Annotated in this window: 26 protein-coding genes; 5 read left to right on the plus strand and 21 right to left on the minus strand. The window is 69.3% G+C overall.

Going from position 1 to position 26,957, the window contains the following annotated elements; translation table 11 throughout:
- Window positions 1–31: 31 nt before the first annotated feature.
- Window positions 32–1,345, plus strand: a complete 1,314-nt coding sequence (locus tag OHA10_RS35265; protein ID WP_371403121.1) for an MFS transporter — start codon at window positions 32–34, stop codon at window positions 1,343–1,345.
- Here the strand turns inward: OHA10_RS35265 and OHA10_RS35270 are convergent.
- The gene (locus OHA10_RS35270; protein ID WP_371403122.1) at window positions 1,278–2,489 is read right to left on the minus strand and encodes an MDR family MFS transporter; all 1,212 of its coding nucleotides are present in this window, start codon (window positions 2,487–2,489) and stop codon (window positions 1,278–1,280) included. The two genes, OHA10_RS35265 and OHA10_RS35270, sit on opposite strands and share 68 nt — an antisense overlap.
- Before the next feature lie 65 nt (window positions 2,490–2,554).
- Here OHA10_RS35270 and OHA10_RS35275 point away from each other — a divergent pair, with 65 nt between their 5' ends.
- Window positions 2,555–3,544: an ArsR/SmtB family transcription factor gene (locus tag OHA10_RS35275; RefSeq protein ID WP_371403123.1), complete on the plus strand. Its 990-nt coding sequence runs from the start codon at window positions 2,555–2,557 to the stop codon at window positions 3,542–3,544.
- On the opposite strand, the gene OHA10_RS35280 is transcribed toward OHA10_RS35275, so the two are convergent.
- From OHA10_RS35280 to OHA10_RS35295, 4 genes are all read right to left on the minus strand, one after another.
- Entirely contained in the window at window positions 3,545–4,051 is a 507-nt protein-coding gene (locus OHA10_RS35280) for a nucleotidyltransferase domain-containing protein (protein WP_371403124.1), read from the minus strand.
- Window positions 4,052–4,095: 44 nt separating this feature from the next.
- Entirely contained in the window at window positions 4,096–6,129 is a 2,034-nt protein-coding gene (locus tag OHA10_RS35285; RefSeq protein WP_371403125.1) for a primosomal protein N', read from the minus strand.
- A 114-nt stretch (window positions 6,130–6,243) separates the two neighbouring features.
- Window positions 6,244–7,437, minus strand: coding sequence for a methionine adenosyltransferase (gene metK, locus OHA10_RS35290; protein ID WP_371403126.1), 1,194 nt, complete (start codon window positions 7,435–7,437; stop codon window positions 6,244–6,246).
- 186 nt (window positions 7,438–7,623) lie between these two features.
- Entirely contained in the window at window positions 7,624–8,736 is a 1,113-nt protein-coding gene (locus OHA10_RS35295; protein ID WP_371403127.1) for a winged helix DNA-binding domain-containing protein, read from the minus strand.
- Between the two features lie 185 nt (window positions 8,737–8,921).
- Here OHA10_RS35295 and OHA10_RS35300 point away from each other — a divergent pair, with 185 nt between their 5' ends.
- Entirely contained in the window at window positions 8,922–9,815 is an 894-nt protein-coding gene (locus tag OHA10_RS35300; RefSeq protein WP_371403128.1) for a GNAT family N-acetyltransferase, read from the plus strand.
- On the opposite strand, the gene coaBC is transcribed toward OHA10_RS35300, so the two are convergent.
- The 7 genes from coaBC to OHA10_RS35335 form a co-directional block, all read right to left on the minus strand.
- Window positions 9,812–11,029, minus strand: a complete 1,218-nt coding sequence (coaBC, locus tag OHA10_RS35305) for a bifunctional phosphopantothenoylcysteine decarboxylase/phosphopantothenate--cysteine ligase CoaBC (protein ID WP_371408023.1) — start codon at window positions 11,027–11,029, stop codon at window positions 9,812–9,814. The genes OHA10_RS35300 and coaBC overlap by 4 nt on opposite strands.
- A 126-nt stretch (window positions 11,030–11,155) precedes the next feature.
- Entirely contained in the window at window positions 11,156–11,458 is a 303-nt protein-coding gene (gene rpoZ, locus OHA10_RS35310) for a DNA-directed RNA polymerase subunit omega (RefSeq protein WP_130388473.1), read from the minus strand.
- Window positions 11,459–11,460: 2 nt separating this feature from the next.
- A complete protein-coding gene (gene gmk, locus OHA10_RS35315) occupies window positions 11,461–12,084 on the minus strand; it encodes a guanylate kinase (RefSeq protein WP_371403129.1) in 624 nt (207 codons plus the stop codon).
- A gap of 64 nt (window positions 12,085–12,148) precedes the next feature.
- Window positions 12,149–12,463, minus strand: coding sequence for an integration host factor, actinobacterial type (mihF, locus tag OHA10_RS35320; RefSeq protein ID WP_130449575.1), 315 nt, complete (start codon window positions 12,461–12,463; stop codon window positions 12,149–12,151).
- A gap of 210 nt (window positions 12,464–12,673) precedes the next feature.
- A complete protein-coding gene (locus OHA10_RS35325) occupies window positions 12,674–13,048 on the minus strand; it encodes a hypothetical protein (RefSeq protein WP_371403130.1) in 375 nt (124 codons plus the stop codon).
- Between the two features lie 152 nt (window positions 13,049–13,200).
- On the minus strand, window positions 13,201–13,584 hold the full coding sequence (locus OHA10_RS35330; protein ID WP_371403131.1) for a hypothetical protein: 384 nt from the start codon (window positions 13,582–13,584) through the stop codon (window positions 13,201–13,203).
- A 9-nt stretch (window positions 13,585–13,593) separates the two neighbouring features.
- A complete protein-coding gene (locus tag OHA10_RS35335; RefSeq protein WP_371403132.1) occupies window positions 13,594–14,565 on the minus strand; it encodes a DMT family transporter in 972 nt (323 codons plus the stop codon).
- A 69-nt stretch (window positions 14,566–14,634) separates the two neighbouring features.
- On the opposite strand from OHA10_RS35335, the gene OHA10_RS35340 reads away from it, so the two are divergent.
- Window positions 14,635–15,495, plus strand: coding sequence for a LysR family transcriptional regulator (locus tag OHA10_RS35340; protein WP_371403133.1), 861 nt, complete (start codon window positions 14,635–14,637; stop codon window positions 15,493–15,495).
- On the opposite strand, the gene OHA10_RS35345 is transcribed toward OHA10_RS35340, so the two are convergent.
- The 9 genes from OHA10_RS35345 to pyrR form a co-directional block, all read right to left on the minus strand.
- Complete coding sequence (locus OHA10_RS35345) at window positions 15,474–16,427, minus strand: DUF4037 domain-containing protein (RefSeq protein ID WP_371403134.1); 954 nt, start codon at window positions 16,425–16,427, stop codon at window positions 15,474–15,476. The two genes, OHA10_RS35340 and OHA10_RS35345, sit on opposite strands and share 22 nt — an antisense overlap.
- A 125-nt stretch (window positions 16,428–16,552) precedes the next feature.
- Window positions 16,553–17,416 carry an orotidine-5'-phosphate decarboxylase gene (pyrF, locus tag OHA10_RS35350; protein ID WP_371403135.1) on the minus strand — a complete coding sequence of 288 codons (864 nt, stop codon included), beginning with the start codon at window positions 17,414–17,416 and terminating at the stop codon, window positions 16,553–16,555.
- Complete coding sequence (locus OHA10_RS35355; protein ID WP_371403136.1) at window positions 17,413–18,444, minus strand: quinone-dependent dihydroorotate dehydrogenase; 1,032 nt, start codon at window positions 18,442–18,444, stop codon at window positions 17,413–17,415. The genes pyrF and OHA10_RS35355 overlap by 4 nt, the downstream gene beginning before the upstream one ends.
- Window positions 18,437–21,742 (minus strand): carbamoyl-phosphate synthase large subunit, encoded by a 3,306-nt coding sequence (gene carB / locus OHA10_RS35360; RefSeq protein WP_371403137.1) that lies wholly within the window; start codon window positions 21,740–21,742, stop codon window positions 18,437–18,439. The genes OHA10_RS35355 and carB overlap by 8 nt, the downstream gene beginning before the upstream one ends.
- Window positions 21,742–22,875, minus strand: coding sequence for a glutamine-hydrolyzing carbamoyl-phosphate synthase small subunit (gene carA, locus OHA10_RS35365; protein WP_371403138.1), 1,134 nt, complete (start codon window positions 22,873–22,875; stop codon window positions 21,742–21,744). The genes carB and carA overlap by 1 nt, the downstream gene beginning before the upstream one ends.
- The gene (locus OHA10_RS35370) at window positions 22,872–23,363 is read right to left on the minus strand and encodes a hypothetical protein (RefSeq protein ID WP_371403139.1); all 492 of its coding nucleotides are present in this window, start codon (window positions 23,361–23,363) and stop codon (window positions 22,872–22,874) included. The genes carA and OHA10_RS35370 overlap by 4 nt, the downstream gene beginning before the upstream one ends.
- On the minus strand, window positions 23,360–24,685 hold the full coding sequence (locus OHA10_RS35375; RefSeq protein ID WP_371403140.1) for a dihydroorotase: 1,326 nt from the start codon (window positions 24,683–24,685) through the stop codon (window positions 23,360–23,362). The genes OHA10_RS35370 and OHA10_RS35375 overlap by 4 nt, the downstream gene beginning before the upstream one ends.
- Window positions 24,682–25,617 carry an aspartate carbamoyltransferase catalytic subunit gene (locus tag OHA10_RS35380; RefSeq protein WP_371403141.1) on the minus strand — a complete coding sequence of 312 codons (936 nt, stop codon included), beginning with the start codon at window positions 25,615–25,617 and terminating at the stop codon, window positions 24,682–24,684. The genes OHA10_RS35375 and OHA10_RS35380 overlap by 4 nt, the downstream gene beginning before the upstream one ends.
- Window positions 25,614–26,207 (minus strand): bifunctional pyr operon transcriptional regulator/uracil phosphoribosyltransferase PyrR, encoded by a 594-nt coding sequence (gene pyrR / locus OHA10_RS35385; RefSeq protein ID WP_371403142.1) that lies wholly within the window; start codon window positions 26,205–26,207, stop codon window positions 25,614–25,616. The genes OHA10_RS35380 and pyrR overlap by 4 nt, the downstream gene beginning before the upstream one ends.
- Window positions 26,208–26,412: 205 nt before the next feature.
- Between pyrR and OHA10_RS35390 the strand changes: the two genes are divergently transcribed.
- The gene (locus tag OHA10_RS35390; RefSeq protein WP_130449595.1) at window positions 26,413–26,928 is read left to right on the plus strand and encodes a transcriptional regulator; all 516 of its coding nucleotides are present in this window, start codon (window positions 26,413–26,415) and stop codon (window positions 26,926–26,928) included.
- The last annotated feature ends 29 nt before the right edge of the window (window positions 26,929–26,957 follow it).

Below are 26,957 nucleotides of genomic sequence, written 5' to 3' on the forward strand. Positions count from 1 at the left end.
AGGTTGGTTGCTTGAATCGGATCGTGGCGGCATGACGAACAAGCGATGGATCGGGCTGATCGCCCTACTCGTGGCCGAGGCCATGAATCTGCTGGACGCGACGATCGTGCAGGTCGCGGCGCCGGTCATCCACGGCGACCTCGGCGGCCGGACGTCCGACATCCAATGGTTCAGCGCGGCGTACACACTGCCGTTCGCGGCCCTGCTCATCACCGGGGGTCGACTCGGCGATCGGTACGGTCGGCGGAGGGTGTTCCGCGTCGGCGTTGCCGCCTTCGTGATCACCTCGACGACATGCGCATTGGCGATGAACCCCGGCCTGCTGATCGCGTCGCGAGCCGTGCAGGGCGCGGCGGCCGCGCTGGTGATCCCGCAGACGATCGGACTGATCAAGGCCGGCTTCACCGGACCGGCTCTCGCGAAGGCGCTCGGCACGATCGGTCCGGTGATGGGACTGGCCGGCATTTCCGGGCCGCTGCTCGGCGGGTTCATCACCGAGGCCAGCACGTGGCGAGCGGTCTTCCTCGTCAACGTGCCGCTGGGCCTCGGCGTACTCGCCCTCTCGCATCTGTTGCCCGAGTCGGCGGCTCCACAGCGACCGCGGATCGATGTACTCGGAACGGTGTTGCTGACCGGAGGGACCGCGCTGGTCGTCTACCCGATCCTGCAGTCCCGCGACTGGTTCCTGTTGATCGGCGGCGTCGTACTGCTCGGGTTGTGCTTGTTGCGCGGCAATCTGATCGAGACGAGTCTGTTCGCGCACCGCGGGTTCGCTCCGGCGCTCGCGACGTCGACGCTGTTCTTCGCGGTGATGAGTGGGCTGACGCTGGTCGTCGTACTGCACGAGCAACTCACGCTCCACCACGGCGTCATGCGCGCCAGCCTCGCGTTACTCCCGTGGTCCGCCGCGACCGGGATCGCCTCACTCGTCGCGGGTCAGTGGCTGGTTGCCCGCTTTGGATCACGGTTGATGTACGCCGGTCTCGGTGTACTGCTCGTCGGCCTGGCGGCTGCGCCGTACGCACTGCTGCCTGCGTTGGCCGTCGGGGGTGCAGGGGTCGGGCTGTTCACGACAGCGTTCTTCACGGAGGCGTTGCATCGGGTGGAGCCGCACGAGACCGGATCCGCGGCAGGGCTGCTCAACGCAGTACAGCAGTTCGGCGGGACGCTCGGTGTTGCGGCGTTCGGCACGATCTTCCTGCATCACCCGGTCTCGCTCGACCGTACGGCGTGGGTTGCGGTCGCGGTCCTCGTGGTGACGACCGCGACCGCTCACCTCATGCGGTCGCCGCGTTGGCTGCGGCTCGGGCGTGGAGCGCCGGCGCCAGCGAGTACTGGCCGATGAAGATGACCACACCGAGTACGGCGCAACCCAGCCAGGTGGCTGTCGGGCCGAGGTGCTCGAGGGCGTTCGTGCCGGCCAGCGGACCGATCACGGTGCCGACGCCGAACGCCATCCCGGACAGACCCATGTAGCGGCCGCGCAGGTCGATCGGTGCGAGGTCGGCGAACACCGCGCCGATCACGGCGGCGAACCCGATCTCGCCGATCGTCCACACCACGACCGACACCGCGTACCCCCACCAACTGTGCACGATCGCGCCGACGCCGAAGCCGAGACCGACGACCAGCATCGAGGCCGCGAGCAACTTCGGCCGGTCGAGCCTGGCGTACCACTTGCCGAGGAACGGCTGGACGAGCACGATCACGACACCGTTGAGCGCGATCACCAGGCCGTATGTGCGGGACGAGAGGCCGTCCTCCGACATCGCCAGCGGCAGGGTCGAGTAGCCCTGCATGTAGATGGTCGCGTAGCCGATCTGGATCAGGATCATCAACAGGAACACGGTGTCGCGTACGACGACCGGCAGCAGCGCGCGGCGTACCGAATCCTCCTCGGGAGCCGGGCGGCTCTCCGGCACCATCGTCCAGATCACCAGGCCGGCGATCACCGACGTGGCGGCGTTCACCCAGAACAACAGGCCGTAGCCGAACGACGCGAGGACGCCGGCGCTGACGGTCGAGACGGAGAAGCCGAGGTTGATCGCCCAGAACAGCAGGCCGTACGCGCGGACCCGTTCGGTCGGCTGCAGCAGGTCCGCGACCGTCGCCTGGACGGCCGGTCGGAACAGGTCGCTGAGCAGGCCGACCAGGAACGCGGTCACCCAGATCAGCGCCATCGAACGCGCGGATCCGAGCAGGATCAGCGCGGCGCCGGTGCCGAAGAAGCAGATCAGCATGGTCAGGCGGCGACCGACTCGATCGGCCAACCAGCCGCCGACGAGTTGCGCGCAGACCGATCCGGCGCCGACAGCGGCCGCGACGGCTCCCGCCGTACCGGCCGAGAGTTGGCGGTCGTGGGTCAGGTAGAGGACGAGGAACGGTTGCACGAAGCTGCCGAGCCGGTTGACCAGCTGGCACACCCACAGCGCCCAGAATGCCCGCGGCAGGGCGGTGGGGGTGGCGTTGTCGATGGCGACTGCACTCATGGGATCAACTCTCGGGTCCGCGCGAGGCGTTGTCGATGATTAGGGTGAGGACTAATCTTGTCCGGGTGATCACGATCAGGCTGAACGCCGGGGACGTCGGGCGGATCCGGTTCGCGCTGTCGCCGGTGTGGGAGGCGATGACGAGTGTGCGGGCGTTGAGCAACAACACCGCGCAGAGCGTGCACGGCCCGTGGCTGCAGAAGGTCCGGCCGACGATCGCGGGCGACGACCTGACGTTGCTCAGGGCCCTTATTCCGCCGTACGGCTATATCCCGGACTTCATGACGCCCGCGCCGCCGCGGCGGTCGACCAGTTTCGAGTCCGGTCTGGCCGCGATCGCCGCGACGCCGCACGACATCGTCGCGAACGAGATCGGGAAGCTGCACCACGACACCCCACATCCACTACTGCCGGAGCTGATCGCGAATCCGGCGAAGGCGCTGGAGCTGATCACGTCGGCCCTGGAGACGTACTGGCGCCGGGCGATCGAGCCGGAGTGGCGGCGGATGCGGTCGCTGCTGCAGGAGGACCTCGCGTTCCGGCTGGACGAGCTGGCGAGCGGCGGGATCGAGCGGCTGTTCCGCAACCTGCATCCGTCGATCTGCTACCGCGGCGATCGGGTCGAGATCAACCGCCCGTACACCTGCGACGGCGAACCGATGGCCGGACAGGGTCTACTACTCGTGCCCTGCGTCTTCACCTGGCCGGCCGGGCTGGCGGTGACGGGAGCGCCGCACGTCCCCACGATCACCTACCCACCCCGCGGCCTCGGGCGCCTCTGGGAGGACCGTCAGGACACCACGGACTCACCCCTGGCAGACCTCGTCGGCCGCACCCGAGCGGCGATCGTCAGCCACTTGGACCTACCAATGTCCACAACCCACCTCGCCCACCAGCTAGGCGTCTCGGCCCCGACCTTGAGCGTCCACCTGAGCATCCTCCGCAACGCCGGCGTGGTCACCTCCCACCGCGACGGCCGCACCGTCCTCTACCACCGCACTCCCCTGGGCCATCAACTCCTGTCCGCCTCCACCCAACTCGCGACGACCGCGTAGCTACCCCTCGACCCGCGCGAGCGCCACCGCGTCGGCGCGATCCTTGGCCGCATCAGCCGCTTCCTCGCGCGGGACGTCCTTGCCGGCCCGGAGTACGCCCAGTGGAATCGCGCGCGCCGACACCCCGCTCAACTCGCGGCGGATCTCACCGAACGGCTCCGTCGACCAGACGACCGGGTGATCCGGCAGCGGTACGACGACCTCGCCGGCCGTGCCGCTCTCCACGAAGGTGAACTCGACCAGCGCCGTACCGAACACGTACCGCGTCCCGATCACGTCATCGGGCATCGGCGTATGACGCCAGCCGATCGTCTCGAGTGCTGCCTTGACTCTGTCGGAGTCTCGCCGCCAGGTCGCCACGTCCACGTCGTCGTGCTGACGGGTCTGCTCCCCTACCCAGAAGTCGACCGCCCATCCTCCGAACAGCCAGTGGTCGACACCGGCCTCGTCCAATGCTTGGCCGAGTGCCGAGATGGCAGCCAGCTGTTCGTGTGCTTCGCGGTTCACTCCTGCAGGGTCTGCCGGGGAAGACTGTTGGTCCAGCCTTCGGCTCAGCCGAAGCTGGGTGGGTCTACCTGGATTCGGACGGTGCCGGGGTTCTTCTTGGTGGTGCGGGCTGATTGGGATTCCTTGAGGGAGCGGACGAGGGTGGCGCCGTGTTGGCGGGGCGTGCGGACCACGGCTCGGACGGTTTCCTCGTCGAGGTCTACCGGGCCGAGGACCTCCAGGCCCGCGGAGGGCGGGACGAGGTCGCGGAGACGGGTGATCAGGTCGTTGACCGACTCCGACGGGCCGGTGAGTTCGGCGAGTTTGGCGGCGGGGGCGAGGCGGGCGGTACGGCGTTCCTCGATCTCGCGGGTGGCGTAGCCCTCGGGGCTCCAGCGGACGATCGCCTGGAGTGGAAGGGCGGACGGGTCGCCGACGAGGATCACGGTGCCGCCGTCGCGGGCCGATCGGACCAGGGCGGCCGCGTTGAACCAGCGACGTACGGCCTCTTCGGGAGCTCGTAGATCGGGGCGGGCGAGCATCAGCCACGTGTCGAGGAGAACGGCTGCGGCGTACCCGCCTTCGGCGACCGGCTCGGCGCCGGGTGTGCTGACGATGAGCGCGGGCGCGTCCGACACGACGTCGAGCATGTTGTCGCCGCCCGACGTACGCACCACGACACCGGGGAACGCCCGCCCCAACTCCTCCGCCGTACGGCGCGCGCCGATGATCGCCGCCCGCATCCGGGTATCACCGCACTCCGGGCACCGGTGATCGACCGCCGGGCGCCCGCACACACTGCAGCTCGCCGGCCCGGCTCCCCCGGTCCGGCGCAACGTCCCGCCGCAGGTCGAGCACCGGGACGGCGCACGGCACGTCTGGCACACCAAGCTCGGCAGATACCCGGCCCGTGGCACCTGCACGAGCACTGGTCCCGTGCGCAGCCCGTCCCGGGCGATCTCGAACACCCGATGCGGCAACCGCGCCGCCCGCGCGCTCGGATCCCGCGCCAGCTCGATGTCCGACTCCCCTGCGATGTGCACCGACGGCGCGGCCGCCCGGATCACCTTCCGGTCCGCGATCAGCTCGTGCGCGAACCCGGTCTCGATCAACGCCGCAGCCTCCGCGGACCGCGCGAACCCACCGAGCAGCGCGGCGCAGTTCTGCCGGAACGCCCGCAGCAGCAGGACCTCCCGCGCATGCGGGTACGGCGCCCGCGGCTCGGCGTACGACTCGTCGCCGTCGTCCCACATCGCCACGAGCCCGAGATCCGCAACCGGGGCGAACGCGGCCGCGCGAGTCCCGATCACGACCCGGGCGCAGCCGCGGAGCGCCGCCAGGAAGGCGCGATAACGCGCCGTCGGACCGAGGTCCGCCGAGAGCGAGACGAATCCGTCGTCACCGAGGACCGCTCGACAGGCCGCCGCCAACCGCTCGAGGTCGCGCGCGTCGGGGGCGAGCAGCAGGGCGCCGCGACCGGACGCAGCGCAGACGGCCGCGGCCTGCGCGAACGCGAGCGCCCAGTCGGCTCCCGGCACGGCGGTCCAGACCGCCCGGGGCGCCTCCCCGCGCTCGATCGCGTCGAGGAAGCCGGCCGGGTACGGCGACCATTCGGATCGCGAGGTCGACACCGGCGGGCGCGGCGGCTGATCGCAGCGCAGCGGCTCGGCTTCAACCTTCGCGTGCCGCGGCGGGACCGCGAGTCGCGTGACATCCGCGAGCACCCCGGCGTACCGATCGGCGACGGCGCGACACAGGTCTGCGATCTCCGGTGTCAGCACGCGCTCGGGCGAGACCACCTTGCGCAGCCTCATCAGCTTGCCGTCATGGTCCGACTCCGCGAGGCGCTCGAGCACGAATCCGTCGAGGTCCTTGCCGGCGAAACGAACCTTCACCCGGGCACCGGGCTGCGCCGCCTCGGCCATGTCCTCCGGGACGAGATAGTCGAACGGCCGATCCAGATGCGGGAGCGAGACATCGACCGCGATCCGGGCCACCGGCAACGTCGCGGTGATCTCGGCCGGCTCCTTCGTGCGCGACCTGCGAACGGTGTCGCGCAGGAGCGTCAGCTGCTCCGGCGAGTCCGCGTTCGATGTCACCGGGAAACTGTAGTCGGCCGCGACGACTCTCCGTCGGAGGTCGACCGCCGTCCTGTGGACAAGCAGCGGCCCGGCCGCCGTGACCGGCAGCCGGGCCGTGCGCGAACGCAGCTACTACTTGTTGACCGCGGCCTTGAGAGCCTCGACCCGGTCGGTGCGCTCCCAGGTGAAGTCCTCGCCGGTGCGGCCGAAGTGACCGTTGCGCGCGGTCTGGGCGTAGATCGGCCGGAGCAGCTCCAGGTCGCGGATGATCGCGGCCGGCCGCAGGTCGAAGACCTCCCGGGCGGCGTCGGCGATCTTGCTCACCGGCACCTTCTCGGTCCCGAACGTGTCGACGTAGAAGCCGACCGGGGCCGCCTTGCCGATCGCGTACGCGACCTGGCACTCGACCCGGTCCGCGAGCCCCGCGGCGACGATGTTCTTCGCCACCCAGCGCATCGCGTACGCCGCCGACCGGTCCACCTTGGACGGGTCCTTGCCGGAGAACGCGCCGCCACCGTGCCGCGCCATCCCGCCGTAGGTGTCGATGATGATCTTCCGCCCGGTCAGCCCGGCGTCGCCCATCGGGCCGCCGATCTCGAACCGGCCGGTCGGGTTCACCAGCAGCTTGTAGTCGGTCGAGTCGATGTCGAACTGCTCGAGCACCGGGTCGACGACGTGCTTCTTGATGTCCGGCGTCAGCATCGACTCGAGGTTGATGTCCGCCGCGTGCTGGCTGGACACGACCACGGTGTCGATCCGGATCGCCTTGTCACCGTCGTACTCGACCGTGACCTGGGTCTTGCCGTCCGGCCGCAGGTACGCCAGCGTGCCGTTCTTGCGGACCTCGGACAGCCGCTCGGACAGCCGGTGCGCGATCGTGATCGGCAGCGGCATCAGCTCCGGCGTCTCGTTTGACGCGTAGCCGAACATCAGCCCCTGGTCGCCTGCCCCCTGCAGGTCCAGTGCGTCCACCGACGCGTCCGAACGCGTCTCGTACGCCGTGTCGACACCCTGCGCGATGTCCGGCGACTGGCTGCCGATGGCGACCTGCACCCCACAGGACGCACCGTCGAAGCCCTTCAAGGACGAGTCGTAGCCGATCTCCAGGATGCGCGATCGCACGATCCCCGGGATATCGACGTACGCCGTCGTGGTGACCTCGCCCGCGACGACGACCAGACCCGTGGTGATCAGGGTCTCGACCGCCACGCGGCTCTTCGGGTCCTCGGCCAGCAACGCGTCGAGGATGGAGTCGCTGATCTGGTCAGCGATCTTGTCCGGGTGACCTTCGGTCACGGACTCGGACGTGAAAAGGCGCCTCGCCACAGTTCTCCCTCGGATTCCTCTCGTGCCGCACGGCTGTTCCCCACAGTCGCACGGTCCCCCCATGCACCGACGGTTGGCGATGCATCTTGGGCAGTATGCCAGCAGTTTCCACCGGAGTCCCGGTAACGCTCCGAATTCATCCAGCATACGGGATTGTTGATCACATTGTGGACTTCTAGTCCGATTTCAGGCGTGGGCGCCGACCGTCACGTCGCCGAGTGTGAGCGAGGGCGCACCGTCGAGGATCGCTCCCAGCCGCTCCACCTCGGCGTCCAGCAGGCTGCGGCGGCGACGGTTCAGCGGGGCGAGTGCCTCGACCGTGAAGTGCAGGGTCCGGCCCGACTTCTTCTGGTGCCAGACGCCCGCGACGATGCCGTCGACGAGCAGCAGCGGGTAGTTCCCGGCCTGCCCGCGAGCGGTCGCCCGGTCGAAGGCCTTGCCGGGGAAGAGCAGCTCCCTCGGGTAGCTGCCGACGCCGTACGCGTCGAAGTACGGCAGCAACCGCACGCCCTCGGCGCGGTCCGCGGGGAAGTCACCGTCGCCCGGGGCATACCAAACCGTATGGTCTGCCAGCTCGCCGCGCGGCAGGTCCTCGAAGTACGGCTTGACCGTGGCCGGGGTGGTTTTCAGCCAGCGGGCGAACTGCTGCGGAGTCGCGGGGCCGTACGCGTACAGGTAGCGGTGCAGGAGTTCGGTGAGGGCCTTTTCCGCGGGCATGGGCTGGAAGGGCCGGAGGCGGTGCGGGTTCGCGTATGTCATCAGCCGGCCGCGCATCGGCCCGTGGCAGAGCACGCCGGCGTTCGCGGCGACCGAGGTCGCCTGCCGCCACCGCGCCCACGCGCCCTGGAAGGCCGGGATCGTCGGCTCCCGGGCCCAGGCACCGGTACGCCGGACGACTTCCTCGGTCAGTTCGTCGACGGTCAGGTCGTCGTGCGCGAGCGCGTCCCCGATCGCCGCGATCACCTGGTCGATCTCGTCCGGGGACATCCTGATCGGATCCGGCTGGCTGCCGACCGACGGCAGGGCGGACAACGCGCCGGTCCACATCGGCAGGTCGTCGAGCGGCAGCAGGTGCACGGTCCCCCGCGGCCCGAACGTCTTCACCAGCCCTTCGTCCTGTTGGATCGTCCGGCGCGTCGCCCCGTCGACGCGGATCGCCGCCGACATCTCCCCCGCCGTCGCGATCTGCGCGTGCGCGCCACACATCGCCCGTACGGCGTCGACCGGCGTACCGAACGGCTCGATCAGACCGTGCCGGCGCATCCGCCGAGCAACGATCGCATCCCACCTGATCTCCACACCCCCGACCCTAAACACCAAAGAGGACACCCCCTGACCTCTACGCACCCACCCCCGCGGCCCCACTTTGTGCACCGGATGACCAAGAATGCGCGCGGAAGACGACCATCCGGTGCACAAAGTGGGCTTCGGCGGAGGGCGAAAACCTCGAGCCGATTGCGGTCGGTTGCGGCAAGCTGAACAGCATGACGACGACCATCCGGACGGCGATCACCGACGCCGACTACGAAGCCTGGCGCGCGGTGCGGATCGCGGTCCTGCCGTACGAGCGCTGCCCCTCCGTCGCCGAGATGCGCGACCTGGATCGTCCCGGTCGGCTGACGGTGCTGGCCGAGGTCGACGGTGAGGTCGTCGGCAGCGGGCTGGCCGATCGGTCGGGCGACGGTGAGCGGGCGTCGCTGATGCCGCGCGTCCACCCGGACTTCCGCCGGCGCGGCGTGGGCACCGCTCTGCTCCGGGTTCTCGCCGAGCATGGTGTTGCCCAGGGGTTCGACATGGCGGGGACCAGTGTCGACGACGACGAGGCCCGGCTCTTCGCCGAGCGGTTCGGTTTCAAGGAAGCGAATCGGGAGGTCGAACAAGTCCGGCAGATCGGCGACGAGCCGTGGCCGGCGCCGCCGACGGAGTACGAGATCGTCTCGGTCGCCGAACGCCCCGAGCTGTGGACGGCGGCCTATCACCAGGTCGCGGTGCCGACCATCCCGGACATGGACCACTCGGTCGCGCTGAAGGTCTCGGCGGAAGAGTGGGAGAAGGAGTGGATCAACGACCCGGCCGCGATGTTCGTGGCCGTCGCCGATGGGCAGCCGATCGGCGTGGCGGGTCTGAGGCTCGACTCGGATCGTCCTGAGCGTGCGGAGGTCGGGTACACCGCCGTACGCCGGGAGTGGCGCGGCAAGTCGGTCGCATCGACCCTCAAGCGCACCAGCATGGCGTGGGCGGCCGAACACGGAATCACCGAGATCTACACCTGGACGCAGCGCGGCAACGAGTCGATGCGCCGCCTCAACGAACACCTCGGCTTCACCTACGGGATCGTCAGCCTCACGATGCGGGCACCGCTGCCGCTACCCATTTAGGCCCAGTGGGTGGCGACCAGGTTCCAGATGACGCCGGCGAGGGCGTCCTTGCTGCCGGACGGGACCGGCAGGGCGTTGCCGTCGCGGTCGATGATGACCGCCTCGTTCATGTCGCTGCCGAAGACCTTGCCGCCGGAGACGTCGTTGATGACCAGCAGGTCGCAGCCCTTGCGCTCGAGCTTGGCCCGGCCGAGCTCGAGCACGGTGTGGTCGGCGTCGCCGGTCTCCGCGGCGAAGCCGACGATCACCTGGCCGGCGCGAGCACGGTCGTGCGAGATGGTGTGCAGGATGTCCGGGTTCTGCACCAGGTTGACGGCGGGTACGGCGCCGTCCGCGGTCTTCTTGATCTTGTGCTGGACCATGTCCAGCGGCCGGAAGTCGGCGACGGCCGCGGCCATCACGATCGCGTCGGCATCAGCGGCGCGCCCGGTGATCTCGTCGTACAGGTCGCGCGCCGAGACGACCGGCACCACCTGCACGCCGGCCGGGTCGGGCAGCTCGGAGTTGGCCGCGACCAGCGTGACCTTGGCGCCACGGGCGGCGGCGATCCGGGCGAGCGCGTAGCCCTGCTTGCCGGACGAGGAGTTGCCCAGGTAGCGGACCGGGTCCAGGTGCTCGCGCGTGCCGCCCGCGCTGACCAGCACGTGCTTGCCGGTGAGGTCGGCGACCGACTGCCCGGCGGCGCGGGCTGCTTCGTCGGCGAGCATCAGCTGGCTGATCGCGAAGATCTCCGACGGCTCCGGGAGCCGTCCGCGGCCGGTGTCGGCGCCGGTCAGCCGGCCGACGGCCGGGTCGAGGACCGTGATGCCGCGGGACCGCAGGGTCGCGACGTTCGCCTGGGTCGCCGGGTGTTCCCACATCTCGGTGTGCATCGCGGCCGCGAACAGGATCGGGCAGCGTGCGGTGAGCAGGGTGTTCGTCAGCAGGTCGTCGGCCAGCCCGTGGGCGGCCTTGGCGATCAGGTTCGCGGTCGCGGGCGCGACGACGACCAGCTCCGCCGCCTTGCCGATCCGGACGTGCGGCACTTCCTCGACGTGGTCGAACGGGTCGGCCGTCACCGGCTGCCCGGACAGCGCCGCCCAGGTCGCCGCGCCGACGAACTCCAGCGCGGCCGCCGTCGGCACCACCCGCACACTGTGCCCGGACTCGGTCAGCCGCCGGAGCAGATCACAGACCTTGTACGCCGCGATGCCGCCGCCGACGCCGAGGACCACATTGGGCTTGTGCTTGGCGGGAGCGGGCACGACAGAGTCCCCCGGGGCCGCTGGGGTCCCAGGGGGTTGCACTTCACCGGATCCGGACATCAGCTGACCCCGTTCCCGGTCGTCATTGCGAGTGGGCTACTCGGACTTCTCCGCGGCAGCGGCTTCCGCCTCGGCCTCGGGGTCGATGTCGGTGCAGGTCAGCACGCCCTCGTTGATCTCGCGCATCGCGATCGACAGCGGCTTCTCCTGGACGTGCGTCTCGACCAGCGGTCCGACGTACTCCAGCAGGCCCTCGCCGAGCTGCGAGTAGTAAGCGTTGATCTGCCGCGCGCGCTTGGCCGAGTACAACACGAGCTTGTACTTCGAGTCGGTGCGGGTGAGCAGGTCGTCGATCGGCGGCGAGGTGATGCCGATGGCGACGGGCTGGTTGCCAGACAAAGTCAGCTCTTTCCAGAGATGGAGGGTGATCGAATCAACTTTACCAACTGATCGGCAGCCTCCCGAACCGAGGCGTTCACGATCGTCACGTCGAACTCCTTCTCGGCCGCCAGTTCCAGTACGGCGGTCTCGAGCCGGCGCTCTCGCTCTTCCTGGGTCTCGGTCCCCCGCCCGACCAAACGGCGTACCAGTTCGTCCCAGGTCGGGGGCGCCAGGAACACGAACTGTGCCTCCGGCATCGTCTCGCGGACCTGGCGGGCGCCCTGCAGGTCGATCTCCAGCAGGGCCGGCCGGCCGGCTGCGAGCTTGTCGAGCACGGGCTGCTTCGGGGTGCCGTAGCGGGCCGCCTTGTGCACGACCGCCCACTCCAGCAGCTCACCGTCCGCGATCATCCGGTCGAACTCCGCGTCGGAGACGAACAGGTAGTGCACGCCGTGGGTCTCGTTCGGCCGGGGTTTGCGGGTGGTCGCCGAGACCGAGATCCAGATGTCGGGGTACCGATCGCGGATCTCCGCCGCGACCGTCCCCTTCCCCACGGCGGTGGGCCCGGCCAGCACGGTCAACCGCGCCGGGCCGGGAGCAGCGGCCGCCGGCTCGTTCGCAACATTGTCAGGGTGCGTGGTCATCGTCACACCAGTGTCCAACGAGCCGGGATGGATTTCGGTCTGGCTCACCCTCGATCACCCAATGTCACTCGGCGAATTCGCGCTCGAGCGCGGCGATCTGGTTGGAGCCGAGGCCGCGCACCCGCCGCGTCTCCGAGATCCCCGCCCGCTCCATGATCTGCTGGGCGCGGACCTTGCCGACGCCCGGGATGCACTGCAGCAGTTGGCTCACCCGCATCTTGCCGATGACCTCGTTGGTCTGCCCCTCGTGGAGCACCTCCGTCGGAGACGCTCCCGAGTGCCGGATCCGGTTCTTGATCTCGGCTCGTTCACGCCGCGCCGCCGCGGCCTTGTCCAGAGCAGCCGCACGCTGCTCCGGCGTCAAAGAAGGAAGTGGCACCGTTTCACCTGTCCCGTTGTATGGCTTCGCAAGGGAACCTAACACGGGTCCAGCCGAGGGTGTGTGTCCCGATCCGGCGCCGTAGCGAGGAGGTGCTCGAGGTGCCGTGCCGAGTGCCCCGCAGTAGGCGCGGGATCGGGAGACACACCCTTCATCAGGGCGTGGTTGCCTGGGTCGCGGACGAGGGTGCGGATTAGAACGATCAGTTGATCAGTTCAGCGCCGGGAGGTCGACCTTGCAGCTGTCCTTCGCCTGGCTGCTGATGTTCTTGTACGCCGTCATCACGGCGCCGGTCTCCTTGCTGAGCTTCGCGAGCTCGACCCGGTCCGAACCGGCCTTCTTCGCCTTCTCCGCGAACGTCACGACGACACCCCAGTCGTCCTTGACGTCCTTCGGCGCGGACTCCTGGAGCTTCTTCGCCTCGTCCAGGATCTTCACGTAGTCGACCGGCTTCTGCGGGTCGACGTCGACGGCCTTCGCGGCGTACTTCGCGAGATCGACGCAGTACGCCTGCTCGTCGGTGCAGGCGGTCAGGGCGCCCGCGGCAGCAGTCAGGGTCGCAACAACAGCAAGAACACGCTTCACGGCTTCATCCTCGGGGGTCGGGAGGTCGTGTGCGACCGACGCTACCGGGAGTCACCAAACGATCCGAAACGAATACATTCCGCTGTCAAGCTGAGCGCTCCGTGGCGCCGGCGGGACGGCGATGCGACGCCGCCCGGCCGGCACCGCGGGTGTCAGTTGGTGTTACCGGCGCCCGGGAGGTCGATCTTGCAGCTGTCCTTGGCCTGCTTGGTGATCGCCGTCATGGCGGGCTGGATCTTGTCGCCGTCGGCCTTGGCGAGCTCGAGCAGCTTGTTCGTGTCGCCCTTCGCGTCCTGCGCCTTCTCGGCGTAGTCGATGACGACCTTCCAGTCGTCCTTCAGGTCGTCCGGCGCCGACTTCGACACCTTCTTGGCCTGGTCCAGCATCTTGCCGACCGCGTCGGCGTTCTTGATGTCGAGGTCCTTGGCCGAGTCGACGTAGCCCTTGAGGTTGTCGCAGTAGTTGCCACCCGAGCATGCCGTCAGGGTGCCAACACTCATCGTCACAACGGCCGCGAGGGCTGCCAGCTTCCGCATCCTGTTCCTTCACTGAGTCGTGCGGGAAGACCGTGGCTCCCCGTCCGCCGACACCTTTCCGAACGCCGGGGTCACCGCGAGCTCCGGCACACCGTGAACAAGATCGCACGGCTCGACCGGAACCGGGTTGTGATGTGCCGCGTCGTCGCGGCCGCCGAGCGAGACCGCGACCGCGTTCGCCGCGACGATCACGAGGATCGCCGCCCAGTCGACGATCGCCAGTTCCTGGTGCAGGACCAGCAGGCCGACCATTGCCGCGAGCACCGGGTTCACGCTCATGAAGACGCCGAAGAACTGCGCCGGCACGCGCCGCAACGTCAACAGATCAACGAGGAACGGCACCGCCGACGACAGCACACCTGCCACCAGCGCGTACGACGCGGCCGCGAGCGTCGCGGGATGGTGCAGCAGGACGACCACGCCGATCGGCACGTAGGCGAGTCCCGACAACCCGGCCGCCGCGGCCGAACCCGTTGCTCCCGGCAACTCTCGACCGACCGTACGGTTGAGCAGGATGTAGAACGCCCAGCACATCGCGGCGAGCAGCCCGAGCCCGATGCCCAGGTAGTCAGTCGTCGCCTGAGGCCTGGCCAGCAGCACGACTGCCGGCGCGGCTACCAGCGCGCACACCAGGTCGATCAAGCGCCGTGATCCCAGCAGGGCAACAGAGAGTGGTCCCAGGAACTCCAAGGTGACGGCCAGGCCCAGGCCCACTCGGTCGATGGCGGTGTAGAGGGACAGGTTCATCACCGCGAACACCATCGCCAGACCGATCACCGGGCGCCACTGGCGGGCGGTGATCGAGCGCAGGCGTGGGCGGCCGACGGCGAGCAGGACGATCGCGGCGACCCACTGCCGGATCGCCACCACACCAGCCGGACCGATCACCGGGAACGCGAGCGCCGCCACCGACGCACCGACCTGCGTCGACAGCCCGCTCCCGAGCATCATCGCTACACCGACCACCCGATCTCGCCTCACCCTCACGAGAGTCGTCCCGTCGTCGCCCGCGACAAAATGCAGGCGAGCGGCGATCTATACGCTGGAGTCATGGATCTCGAGCTACGGCACCTGCGCTGCCTGGTCGCGATCGTCGACAACGGGACGTTCACCGACGCGGCGATCGAGCTCGGGATCTCCCAGGCCGCGGTGTCGCGGAGCCTGCTGGCCCTCGAGCAGCGGCTCGGCGTACGGCTGCTGCATCGGACCAGTCGGTCGATCACGCCGACGACCGCGGGCATCCAGGTGCTCGCGCGGGCTCGGCAGGTGCTGGCCGACGTCGACGTACTGGTGAGCGAGGCGACCAGCGGCCACACCCGGCTCCGCGTCGGGCACGCCTGGTCGGCATTCGGCAGGCATACGACGGAGTTCCAGCGCCGGTGGGCGGCCGCACACCCCGAGGTCGAGCTGCAGCTGATCCGCACGAACACCGGCACCGGCGGCCTGACCGAAGGGCTGTGCGACCTGGCCGTCGTCCGGAGTCACCTCGATCTGAGCCGGTTCGGGCACGTGCTGCTGACCCAGGAGCCGCGGTACGGCGTGCTGCCCGCCGACGACGCACTGGCGCGGAAACGATCGCTCACGCTCGCGCAGATCGCCGACCGGACGATCGTGATCGACCGCCGTACCGGGAGCACCACGATCGATCTCTGGCCGGAGGACGCCCGGCCTCGGATCGAGCTCACCCACGACGTCGACGACTGGCTGGCCGCGATCGCGTCCGGCCGCTGCGTCGGGGTGACACCCCAGGCCACGACCACGCAGTACCGGCGCGACGGCGTCGTCTACCGCCCACTACGGGACGCGCCACCCGTCGACGTACACCTGATCTGGCACCGCGAAGACCCACATCCAGCCACCCAGGCGGCCGTCGACCTGCTCACCACGCTCTACAGGGAGTCCACCGCCTGACGGCGATCCCGGGCCTTCCACATCAGGTTGCGAATCTCGTCGATCCCGCCGACCGGCCACCGCTCGGCGACCTGCCGCACCTCGGGATCCCGGATGCCGTCCCACAGCGCGCCGATGAAGTCGCCCCACACGACCTTGAACGGCCGGCCGACCAGGTGCTCGACACCGAGCTCGACCGGCTCGGTGATGCCGAGTCGGTTGTGCAGCTCCCCCATCGCCCGGTACGCCGCTCCGAGCGCCTCCTCACGCTCCTGCCAGCTCGTGGTCTGCAGCACGGTTCGCAGCAGCGGGCCGATCGACGGACCGCAGGACAACCGGCTGAACGCAGTACCGAACCACTTGGAGTACGGCGCGTACTTCCGCTCGAGCAGGAAGCACAACCGCATCAGGTTCCACACGAGCTGAGAGCCGATCACCGCCGAGCCGAGCTCGTCGCCGACGTAGCCGGAACGCCCGACCAGGTTCATCTCCGGATGCACACGCCACCACGCGGTGATCATCAGGTACCGCCAGACGTCGTCCGGGTAGTACGCCAGCCGATCGCGCACCGCCTGCAGACCGAGTTCGTCGTGAAACACGCCGCCCGTCGTCATCTGCAGCAGGATCGACTCCGGGAAGACCAGCCAGTCTCGGATCGTCAACTCGGCCTCGGTGTCGAAGCTCAACTGATCCAGGAAGTACCTGCGAATGGTGTGCACTTCGACCAGTGCGGTGCGTCCCTCGAACGTCTCCGGGACCTCGAGCTGCAGCTCTGTGCCCTCGGGCACGAACACCAGCGCGCGGGCTTCGCAGTTGTGATCGGTCGACATCTCGTCGTCGTACCCGAGCACCTCCGAGCCGCGTCCGAGCAGCGCCGCGCTGTGCGGCAGGTCGATCGCCTGCCGCACCACGTCGTCGTAGAACCGCCTGCACAACTCCAGCCCTGAACCCATGCTGAAGAGGATCGCATTTCCGGCAACTCGACAGGATGTGTCGCCGTGTCCTGCCCGGTCGGCGGAGCGATTGAGCGTGAGCGACTCCGGCGAAGCCGGATACGTCCTGTCGAGCTGCAGAGCTGTCAGTAGCCGAGCACCGTGCGGTAGGCGTCGTTGGCCAGATCGGCTGCGGCTTGCAGGCCGGAGGGGGTCGGGCCGGCGCCCAGGATCTCGCGGGAGCTGGAGGGTACGACGTTGCGGACCGCGGCGCCGAAGACCTTCGCCAAGCCCTCGGCCGTGCCGCCCTGGGCGCCGAGGCCCGGAGCGAGCAGCGGGCCGTTGATGTCGAGGTTCTCCTCGGTGGAACTGATGGTCGCGCCAACGACCGCGCCGAACGAGCCGAGCCCGTCGGAGTCGGCGTTCAGTCCGCGGAGGCCGTCCAGCACCGCTCCCGCAACGGTCGGGCCGTCCGCGGTCCGGGCCGTCTGGAACTGCGGGCCCTCCGGGTTCGACGTCAGGGCCAGCACGAACAGGCCGGCGCCGGACTCGCGGGCCACGTCGATGGCCGGCTGCAACGAGCCGAAGCCGAGGTACGGGCTGACCGTCAGCGCGTCGCACGCCAGCGGACCCTTCTCGGCCAGGTACGCCGCCGCGTAGCCGCCCATCGTGCTGCCGATGTCACCGCGCTTCGCGTCGATGATCACCAGCGCGCCGGCGTCCCGCAGCCGGATCGTTGCCTGCTCGAGTACGGCGATGCCGGCCGACCCGAACCGCTCGAAGAACGCGGACTGCGGCTTGAACACCGCGACCCGGTCCGCGAGCGCGTCGACCACGCCGTACGTGAACGAGGCCAGGCCCTCGGCGGTGTCCGGCAGGCCCCACGAGTCCAGCAGGTGCTGGTGCGGGTCGATCCCGACGCAGAGTGGTCCGCGGGCGTCCATGGCGGCCCGCAGCCGCGTCCCGAAAGGCTGGTTGCGCATCTCGCTCCCCAAATTTCCGTTGCTCATGGCAAGCTCCTGTTGATGGCCCGGATGAGCCCGGGCCCGCGGTAGATGAGGCCGGTGTAGACCTGGACGAGGCTGGCTCCGGCGTCGAACAGGCGGGCGGCGTCAGACGGTTCGACGATCCCGCCTACTCCGATGACCGGCAGCGCTCCCCCGGTCTCGTTGTGGATGTGGGAGATGGTCTTCGCGGCGATCTCCGCCAGCGGGCGACCGGACAGACCGCCGGTCTGGGCGGCAAGCGGGTGGTCCGAGACGCCGGGCCGGGTGATGGTGGTGTTGGTCGCGATGATGCCGGCGACGCCGACGTCGGTGCAGACCTGGAGGAGTTCGTCGATCGCCGACGTGGTCAGGTCCGGCGCGATCTTCACCAGGATCGGTTTCGGCGTCAGCCCGGCCGCGGTCAGACCGGCCGCCTCGGTGTGCAGGGCGGACAGCAGCTCGCGGAGCTGGCCCGCGTCCTGCAGGGAGCGCAGGCCCGGCGTGTTCGGCGAGGAGACGTTGACCGCGAAGTAGTCGCCGTACCGGTAGAGGCGGCGGAGGGAGGTCACGTAGTCCTCGACCGCGTCCTCGAGCGGAGTGATCTTGGACTTTCCGATCGAGATGCCGAGCGGGTAGCCGAGCGGGCCATAAGCCTTCAGCCGGGCGGCGAGGGCCTCCGAGCCGAGGTTGTTGAAGCCCATCCGGTTGATGACCGCCTCGTGCTCGACCAACCGGAACAGCCGGGGCTTCTCGTTCCCCGGCTGCGGGTGCGCGGTGACCGTGCCGACCTCGACAAAGCCGAAGCCGATCGCCGGCCAGGCCCGCAGCGCGATCCCGTTCTTGTCCATCCCCGCCGCCAAACCCACCGGCGAGGGGAACCGCAGGCCGAAGACCGAGCGCGGTGACGCCGACCCGAACACCTTGGCCCCGAGCGCAGGACCGCCCGGGATGCGCCCGAGGAGGCGCATCCCGTTCAGCGTCTGCTCATGTGCGATCTCCGCGTCGCCCTTACCAAGGCGATACAGGACCGGCCGCACGACCCGCCTATACACCGCGGATCCTCGGCACCCAGTCCTGCAGGGACCGTACGCCGATGTCCCCGGCCCGCTGCGCCTCGATGCCCTGTACGGCGGCTGCGAGCCCTTGGACCGTGGTGATGCACGGGATGTTCCGGGCGACCGCGGCGCTGCGGATCTCGTAGCCGTCCAGCCGCGGCGAACCGCCCTGGGTGATCCCGATCGGGGTGTTGACGATCAGGTTCAGCTCGCCGTCCTGGACCATCTGGACGATCGTCGGCTCGCCGTTCGGGCCGGGGCCCTGGCTGCTCTTGCGGACCGTGACCGCCTCGACGCCGTTGCGCCGCAGGACGTCGGCCGTCCCTTCGGTCGCGTAGATCTGGAAGCCGAGATCCGCCAGCCGCTTGACCGGGAAGATCATGTGCCGCTTGTCCCGGTTCGCGACCGAGACGAACACCTTGCCGTCGATCGGCAGCGGCTGCGACGCCCCCGCCTGCGACTTCGCGAACGCCGTACCGAAGGTGTCGTCGATCCCCATCACCTCGCCGGTGGACTTCATCTCCGGCCCGAGCACGGTGTCGACCGACGAGCCGTCGATGGTCCGGAACCGGTTGAACGGCATCACGGCTTCCTTCACCGCGATCGGCGTCGTGGTCGGCAGCGTGCCGCCGTCACCGGTCGCCGGCAGCAGACCTTCGGACCGCAGCTCGGCGATCGTTGCCCCGAGCATCACCCGGGCCGCGGCCTTGGCCAGCGGCGTCGCGGTCGCCTTCGACACGAACGGCACCGTCCGCGAGGCCCGGGGGTTCGCCTCCAGGACGTAGAGCACATCGCCGGCCAGTGCGTACTGGATGTTGATCAACCCGCGTACGCCGACCCCGCGCGCGATCGCCTCGGTCGACGTCCGGAGCTTCTCGATATCCGCGTTCCCGAGCGTGATCGGCGGCAGCGCACACGACGAGTCGCCCGAGTGCACCCCGGCCTCCTCGATATGCTCCATCACGCCACCGAGGAACAGCTCGTTCCCGTCGTACAGCCCGTCGACGTCGATCTCGACCGCGTCGTCCAGGAACCGGTCGATCAGCACCGGATGCTCCCAGGACCCCGAGCCCGCGCTCAGCCGGTCCAGCGCAGCCGACAGCTCGGCCGCGCTGTAGACGATCTCCATCCCGCGTCCACCCAGCACGTACGACGGCCGCACGAGCACCGGGAACCCGATCTCCTCGGCCACCGCCTGCGCCTCGTCGGCGGACAGCGCCGTACCGTGCTTCGGCGCCGGCAGCTGTGCGTCCGCGAGCACCTTGCCGAACGCGCCCCGCTCCTCGGCCAGGTGAATGGCCTCCGGCGACGTCCCGACGATCGGTACGCCGGCGTCCGCGAGCCGCTGCGCCAGCCCGAGCGGCGTCTGGCCGCCGAGTTGCACGATCACTCCGGCGACCGGGCCGGCCTGCATCTCGGCGTACACGATCTCGAGCACGTCCTCGCAGGTGAGCGGCTCGAAGTACAGTCGGTCGGAGGTGTCGTAGTCGGTCGAGACCGTCTCCGGGTTGCAGTTCACCATCACCGTGCAGTAGCCGGCGTCGCGCAGCGCCATCGACGCGTGCACGCAGGAGTAGTCGAACTCGATCCCCTGGCCGATCCGGTTCGGCCCGGAGCCCAGGATCAGCACGGCCGGGGTCTCGCGCGGTGCGACCTCGGACTCCTCGTCGTACGACGAGTAGTGGTACGGCGTCTCGGCCTTGAACTCGGCCGCACAGGTGTCGACCGTCTTGTAGACCGGCCGGATCCCGAGCGCCTGCCGCACTCCGCGGACGACGTCCTCGGTCAGGCCGCGGATCTCGGCCAGCTGCAGGTCCGAGAACCCGTGCCGCTTGGCGAGCTTGATCACCTCGGGTGTGAGCCGGGGCGCGGCCGCCACCTGCAGCGCGGTCTCGTGCAGCAGGTACAGCTGGTCCACGAACCACGGGTCGATCTTGGTCGCCTCGAAGATCTGGTCCGGCGTCGCACCCGCGCGGATCGCGTCCATGATGATCCGCAGCCGGCCGTCCTGCGGCGTCTTGATTGCCTCCAGCAACGGCTCCAGCTCGCTCGCCGGGTGGCCGGCCCAGGAGAACCGGGCCTCCGGCTTCTCCAGCGACCGGAGCGCCTTCTGCAGCGCCTCGGTGTAGTTGCGGCCGATCGCCATCGCCTCGCCGACGCTCTTCATGTGCGTGGTCAGCGTGGCGTCCGCGGCCGGGAACTTCTCGAACGCGAACCGCGGCACCTTCACCACCACGTAGTCCAGCGTCGGCTCGAAGCTGGCCGGCGTCTGCTTGGTGATGTCGTTCGGGATCTCGTCCAGCGTGTAGCCGATGGCGACCTTCGCGGCGATCTTCGCGATCGGGAAGCCGGTCGCCTTCGACGCCAGCGCCGACGAGCGGGAGACCCGCGGGTTCATCTCGATCACGATCAGCCGGCCGTCGGCCGGGTTCACCGCGAACTGGATGTTGCAGCCGCCGGTGTCGACGCCGACCTCGCGGATGATGCCGATGGCAAGGTCCCGCATGACCTGGTACTCGCGGTCGGTCAGCGTCATCGCCGGCGCGACCGTGACCGAGTCGCCGGTGTGCACGCCCATCGGGTCGACGTTCTCGATCGAGCAGATGATCACGACGTTGTCGGCCTTGTCGCGCATCACCTCCAGCTCGTACTCCTTCCAGCCGAGGATCGACTCCTCGATCAGGACCTCGGTCGTCGGCGAGGCGTGCAGCCCGGCGCCGGCGATCCGGCGCAGGTCGGCCTCGTCGTACGCCATCCCGGAACCGACGCCGCCCATCGTGAACGACGGCCGGACAACCAGCGGATACCCGAGCTGGCCGGCGGCGCCCATCACGTCGTCGAGCGTGTGGCAGATCACCGACCGGGCGACCGACGCGCCGAGCTTCTCGACGATGTGCTTGAACGACTCCCGGTTCTCACCGCGCTGGATCGCGTCGACCGAGGCGCCGATCAGCTCCACGCCGTACTTCTCGAGTACGCCGTTCTCGTGCAGGGCGATCGCCGCGTTCAGCGCGGTCTGGCCGCCCAGGGTGGCGAGCAGCGCGTTCGGGCGCTCCTTCTCGATCACCTTCTCGACGAACTCCGGCGTGATCGGCTCGACGTACGTGGCGTCGGCGAACTCCGGGTCGGTCATGATCGTGGCCGGGTTCGAGTTCACCAGGACGACGCGGAAGCCCTCCTCCCGCAGTACCCGGCAGGCCTGCGTGCCGGAGTAGTCGAACTCGCAGGCCTGACCGATCACGATCGGGCCGGAGCCGATGACCAGCACCGACTCGATATCTGTACGACGTGGCATCAGGCCCGCCCCTCCATCAACTCGACGAAGCGATCGAACAGGTACGCCGAATCGTGCGGACCTGCTGCGGCTTCGGGGTGGTACTGGACCGAGAACGCGAGCACCCGGCCGTCGCGACCGGTCAGCTTGAGCCCTTCGACCACGTTGTCGTTCAAGGACACGTGCGACACCTCAGCCGTGCCGTACGGCGTCTCGACGGCGCCGTCCAGCGGCGCGTCGACCGCGAAGCCGTGGTTCTGTGCGGTGATCTCCACCTTGCCGGTCGCCCGGTCGAGCACCGGCTGGTTGATCCCGCGGTGCCCGTACTTCAGCTTGAACGTGCCCAGTCCGAGCGCGCGCCCGAACACCTGGTTGCCGAAGCAGATCCCGAAGTACGGCTTGCCGCGCTGCAGCAGCTCCTTGAGCAGCGTGGTCGGGTGCTCGGTGGTCTCCGGGTCGCCCGGACCGTTGCTCATGAAGATGCCATCCGGGTTCACCGCGAGTACTTCGTCCAGCGATGCGGTCGCCGGCATCACGTGCACCTCGATGCCGCGCTCGGCCATCCGCGTCGGCGTCATCGACTTGATCCCGAGGTCGAGCGCGACCACCGTGAACCGGCGCTCGCCGACCGCGGGCACGACGTACGTCTCGGCGGTGGTGACCTCGTCGGCGAGGTCCGCACCGACCATCGGCGGCTGCTGCAGAACCTTCTCCAGCAGCGCGGCCGGGTCGAGGATCTCCGTCGAGATGCCCGCCCGCATCGCGCCGCGCTCACGCAGGTGCCGGGTCAGGGCCCGGGTGTCGATACCGGAGATCCCGACGATCCCCTGGCTCTTCAGCTGGTCGTCCAGGGATCGCTTGGCGCGCCAGTTGGACGGCACGCGGGCCGGGTCGCGGACGACGTACCCGGCGACCCAGATCTTCTGCGACTCGTCGTCCTCGTCGTTGATCCCGGTGTTGCCGATGTGGGGCGCGGTCTGGGTGACGATCTGCCGGTGGTACGACGGGTCGGTCAGCGTCTCCTGGTAGCCGGTCATCCCGGTGGTGAACACCGCCTCGCCGTACGTCTCGCCGGTCGCCCCGTACGACGTGCCGGCGAACGACCGGCCGTCCTCGAGCACCAGCAGCGCCGGATTGGATGCGGGCAGGCTCATCTTTGCTCGGCTCCGATCAGTGTTGCGATGGATTCGGTCAGGGCGGCGGTGTCGGCCTTGCGACGCGGGCGGAACCCGGTGTCGAGCTCGCGGCCGTCGTGCGTCCAGGTGACCACGACCAGGCCGGACTTCTCCGCGGTCACCTTGCCGGCGATCCCGCGGTCGGTCCGGACGCCGGTCAAGTGGTCCGCGGGGATGAACACATCCGTCGCGCCCTGCCGGTGGAAGATCAGGCCGGCCTCACTGACGGCCAGGTCCGCGATACTGCGGACTCCCAGTTCGTGCACGGCGATCCGGTCCATCCAGTCGCCGGCACTCGTGGTTGCGACGTACACACCCTCGACGCCGCGGGTCTTGTCCTCCGGCGCTGCGGGCAGCGGCGCCAGGTCGGACTGCCGGGACTGGCGGTTCCGCCAGCCCCGGTACATGCCGAAATAGCCCGCTGCCAGCACCAGCAGCGTGCCGAGAATGCCCAGGAAGGCCTTCACCGTGTTGAATTCCTTCCCCGCCCCACCGCCCCGGTCGTCAGCTCACCGTCCAAGACGGTCGGCTCACCGCGGAGGAACGTCGCGACCACCTTGCCCGGCAGCGTCATCCCCTCGAACGGCGTGTTCCGCGACAGCGACACCGACTCGTCCGGTACGACGGTCCGCTCGACCCTCGGGTCGTACAGGACGACGTTCGCCGGCGCGCCGACCTCCAGCGGACGGCCGTGCTCCGAGATCTGCCCGATCGCGGACGGCCGGTAGCTCATCCGGTCGGCGACGTCGGACCAGGTCAGCAGCTTGGTGTCGATCATCGCGTGCTGCACGACGCTGAGCGCCGTCTCCAGCCCGGTCATGCCGAACGCGGCCGCACTCCACTCACAGTCCTTGTCCTCCACCGGGTGCGGCGCGTGGTCGGTGGCGACGATGTCGATCGTGCCGTCGGCCAGACCCTCGCGGACCGCCTCGACGTCCTCCTTGGTGCGCAGCGGCGGGTTCACCTTGTACACCGGGTTGTAGGAGGCGGCCAGGTCCTCGGTCAGCAGCAGGTGGTGCGGCGTGACCTCGGCGGTGACCTCCAGCCCGCGGCGCTTGGCGGCGCGGACGATCTCGACCGAGCCCTTGGTGGACAGGTGGCAGATGTGCAGCTTGGACCCGACGTGCGCGTTGAGCAGGATGTCGCGGGCGATGATCGCCTCCTCGGCGACACTCGGCCAGCCGGTCAGACCGAGGACGCCGGACAGTGCGCCCTCGTTCATCTGCGCGCCCTGGGTCAGCCGCGGCTCCTGCGCGTGCTGCGCGATCACACCGTCGAACGCCTTCACGTACTCGAGCGCGCGGCGCATCAGCGCGGCGTCCCAGACACAGTCGCCGTCGTCGGAGAACACCCGGACGCGGGCCGCGGAGTCCGCCATCGCGCCGAGCTCCGCCAGCTGCGTGCCCTTGCGGCCGACGGTGACCGCGCCGATCGGGTACACGTCGGCGTACCCGGCGTCGCGGCCGAGACGCCAGACCTGCTCGACGACGCCCGCCGTGTCGGCGACCGGGTCGGTGTTGGCCATCGCGAACACCGCGGTGAAGCCGCCCTTGGCCGCGGCCCGGGTGCCGGTCAGCACGGTCTCGGCGTCCTCGCGGCCGGGCTCACGCAGGTGCGTGTGCAGGTCGACCAACCCCGGCAGCGCGACCAGGCCCTGCGCGTCGATGGTCCGTACATCGGCCGGCGCGCCGAGGTCGGCGCCGACAGCAACGATCTCGCCGTTGTCGATCAGCAGGTCCGCCACCTCACCGCCGACCAGGCTCGCACCGGTGATCAGGTAAGCGGTCATGCGTTCTGCTCCTCTTCGTTACTACCTGACAACAGCAGATAAAGGACGGCCATGCGGATGGCCACGCCGTTCGTGACCTGCTCGACGATCACCGAGCGGGTGGAGTCGGCGACCTCGGCACTGATCTCCATCCCGCGGTTCATCGGGCCGGGGTGCAGCACGATCGCCTCGTCCGGCAGCTGCGCCATCCGGTACTTGTCGAGGCCGTACCGCCGGGTGTACTCGCGGGCGCTCGGGAAGAACGCGTCGTTCATCCGCTCCCGCTGCACCCGCAGCATCATCACCGCGTCGCTCTTCGCCAGCGCACCGTCCAGGTCGTACGACGTCGCGCACGGCCAGGTCGTCATGTCGACGGGCAGCAGCGTCGGCGGCGCGACCACGGTCACCTCGGCGCCGAGCGTCGAGAGCAGCAGCACGTTCGACCGGGCGACCCGCGAGTGCAGGACGTCGCCGACGATCGTGATCCGGCGGCCGTCGAGCGAGCCGAGGTGGCGGCGCATCGTGAACGCGTCGAGCAGCGCCTGGGTCGGGTGCTCGTGGGTGCCGTCACCGGCGTTCACCACCGAGCCGGTCATCCAGCCGGACTTCGCCAGCAGGTGCGGCGCGCCGGACGAACCGTGCCGGCAGACCACACCGTCCGCGCCCATCGCCTGCAGCGTCAGCGCGGTGTCCTTCAGGCTCTCGCCCTTGCTCACGCTGGAACCCTTGGCGGAGAAGTTGATCACATCCGCCGACAGCCGCTTGGCGGCCGCCTCGAACGAGATCCTGGTCCGGGTCGAGTCCTCGAAGAACAGGTTGACCACGGTCCGGCCGCGCAGCGCCGGCAGCTTCTTGATCGGGCGGTCGGCCAGCGACCGCATCTCCTCGGCGGTGTCGAGGATCAGGTTGGCCTCGTCGCGGCTCAGGTCACCAGCGCTCAGCAGATGTTTCACTTCGCCCCCTTGTCGGCGATCAGCACAGCGTCCTCGCCGTCGAACTCGGTCAGGTGGACGGTGACGCGCTCCACCAGCGAGGTCGGTAGGTTCTTGCCGACGTAGTCGGCGCGGATCGGCAACTCGCGGTGGCCGCGGTCGACCAGCACCGCGAGCTGGACCGCGCGCGGGCGGCCGATGTCGCCGAGCGCGTCGAGCGCCGCGCGGATCGTGCGGCCGGAGAACAGCACGTCGTCGACGAGGACGACGACCTTGCCGTCGATCCCGTCCGCGGGGATGTCGGTGTGTTCCAGGCCGCGGGGCGGCTTGAGGCCGATGTCGTCGCGGTACATGGTCACGTCGAGTGACCCAGTGGGCACGCTCTGCCCCTCGACGGCCTGGATCCGGGCGGAGACGCGCTGGGCCAGCGGGACACCGCGGCTGGGGATGCCGAGCAGGACGACCGGGTCGGCGCCGCGGTTCCGCTCGAGGATCTCGTGGGCGATCCGGGTCAGTGCCCGGGAAATGTCGGAAGCATCGAGGACCTCGCGACTGCTGCGTTCCAGCGGCTGCGCGACATCCGGAGTCTCTGCACTCTGGGCAGGGCTCATCGCTACCGTTCCTCCTTTCCCGCCTCTCTGGACGGGTCTTTAAAGGACGTTCGGACCGCTTGACATGGTATCGGATGTGACACGCCGTCTTGACGCTGGCCTCTGACCCAGAATATTGTTACTCTGTGTAATCGAGGGGGGTTTCACCTTCCGGCCCGTTCCCTGCGGGCCGGACATGACGAAACTAGTCGGAGGGAAGACCAGCGTGCCTAGCGAATACGCGAAGACACTGGGTGGCAAGCTACGCGCCATCCGCCAGCAGCAAGGGCTGTCGCTGCATGGTGTGGAAGAGAAGTCCAAGGGTCGCTGGAAGGCGGTCGTCGTCGGCTCTTACGAGCGTGGCGATCGAGCCGTCACGGTCCAGAAGCTCGCGGAGCTCGCCGATTTCTACGGCGTGCCGATCCGTGAACTGCTCCCTGGTTCCGCCAGCGCGGCCGCAGCTGCTGCTGCTCCGCCCCGGTTGATCCTCGACCTGGAGGCCCTGCAACACCTCGACGCGAGCGAGGCGGGTCCGCTGACGCGGTACGCCGCCACGATCCAGGCTCAGCGTGGGGACTACAACGGAAAGGTGCTGTCGATCCGGCAGGACGACATGCGGACGCTCGCCGTGATCTACGACGAGTCGCCGACGACGCTGACCGAGCGTTTCATCTCCTGGGGCGTGCTGAACCCGGAGGCGAAGGGTGAGGTCGAGGAATCGTCCGAGGCAGCCGGCGCCTGACGCCTAGGCGTCAATCGAAGGCATCAGAC

The sequence above is a fragment of the Kribbella sp. NBC_00662 genome (assembly GCF_041430295.1).
Lineage (GTDB): Bacteria > Actinomycetota > Actinomycetes > Propionibacteriales > Kribbellaceae > Kribbella.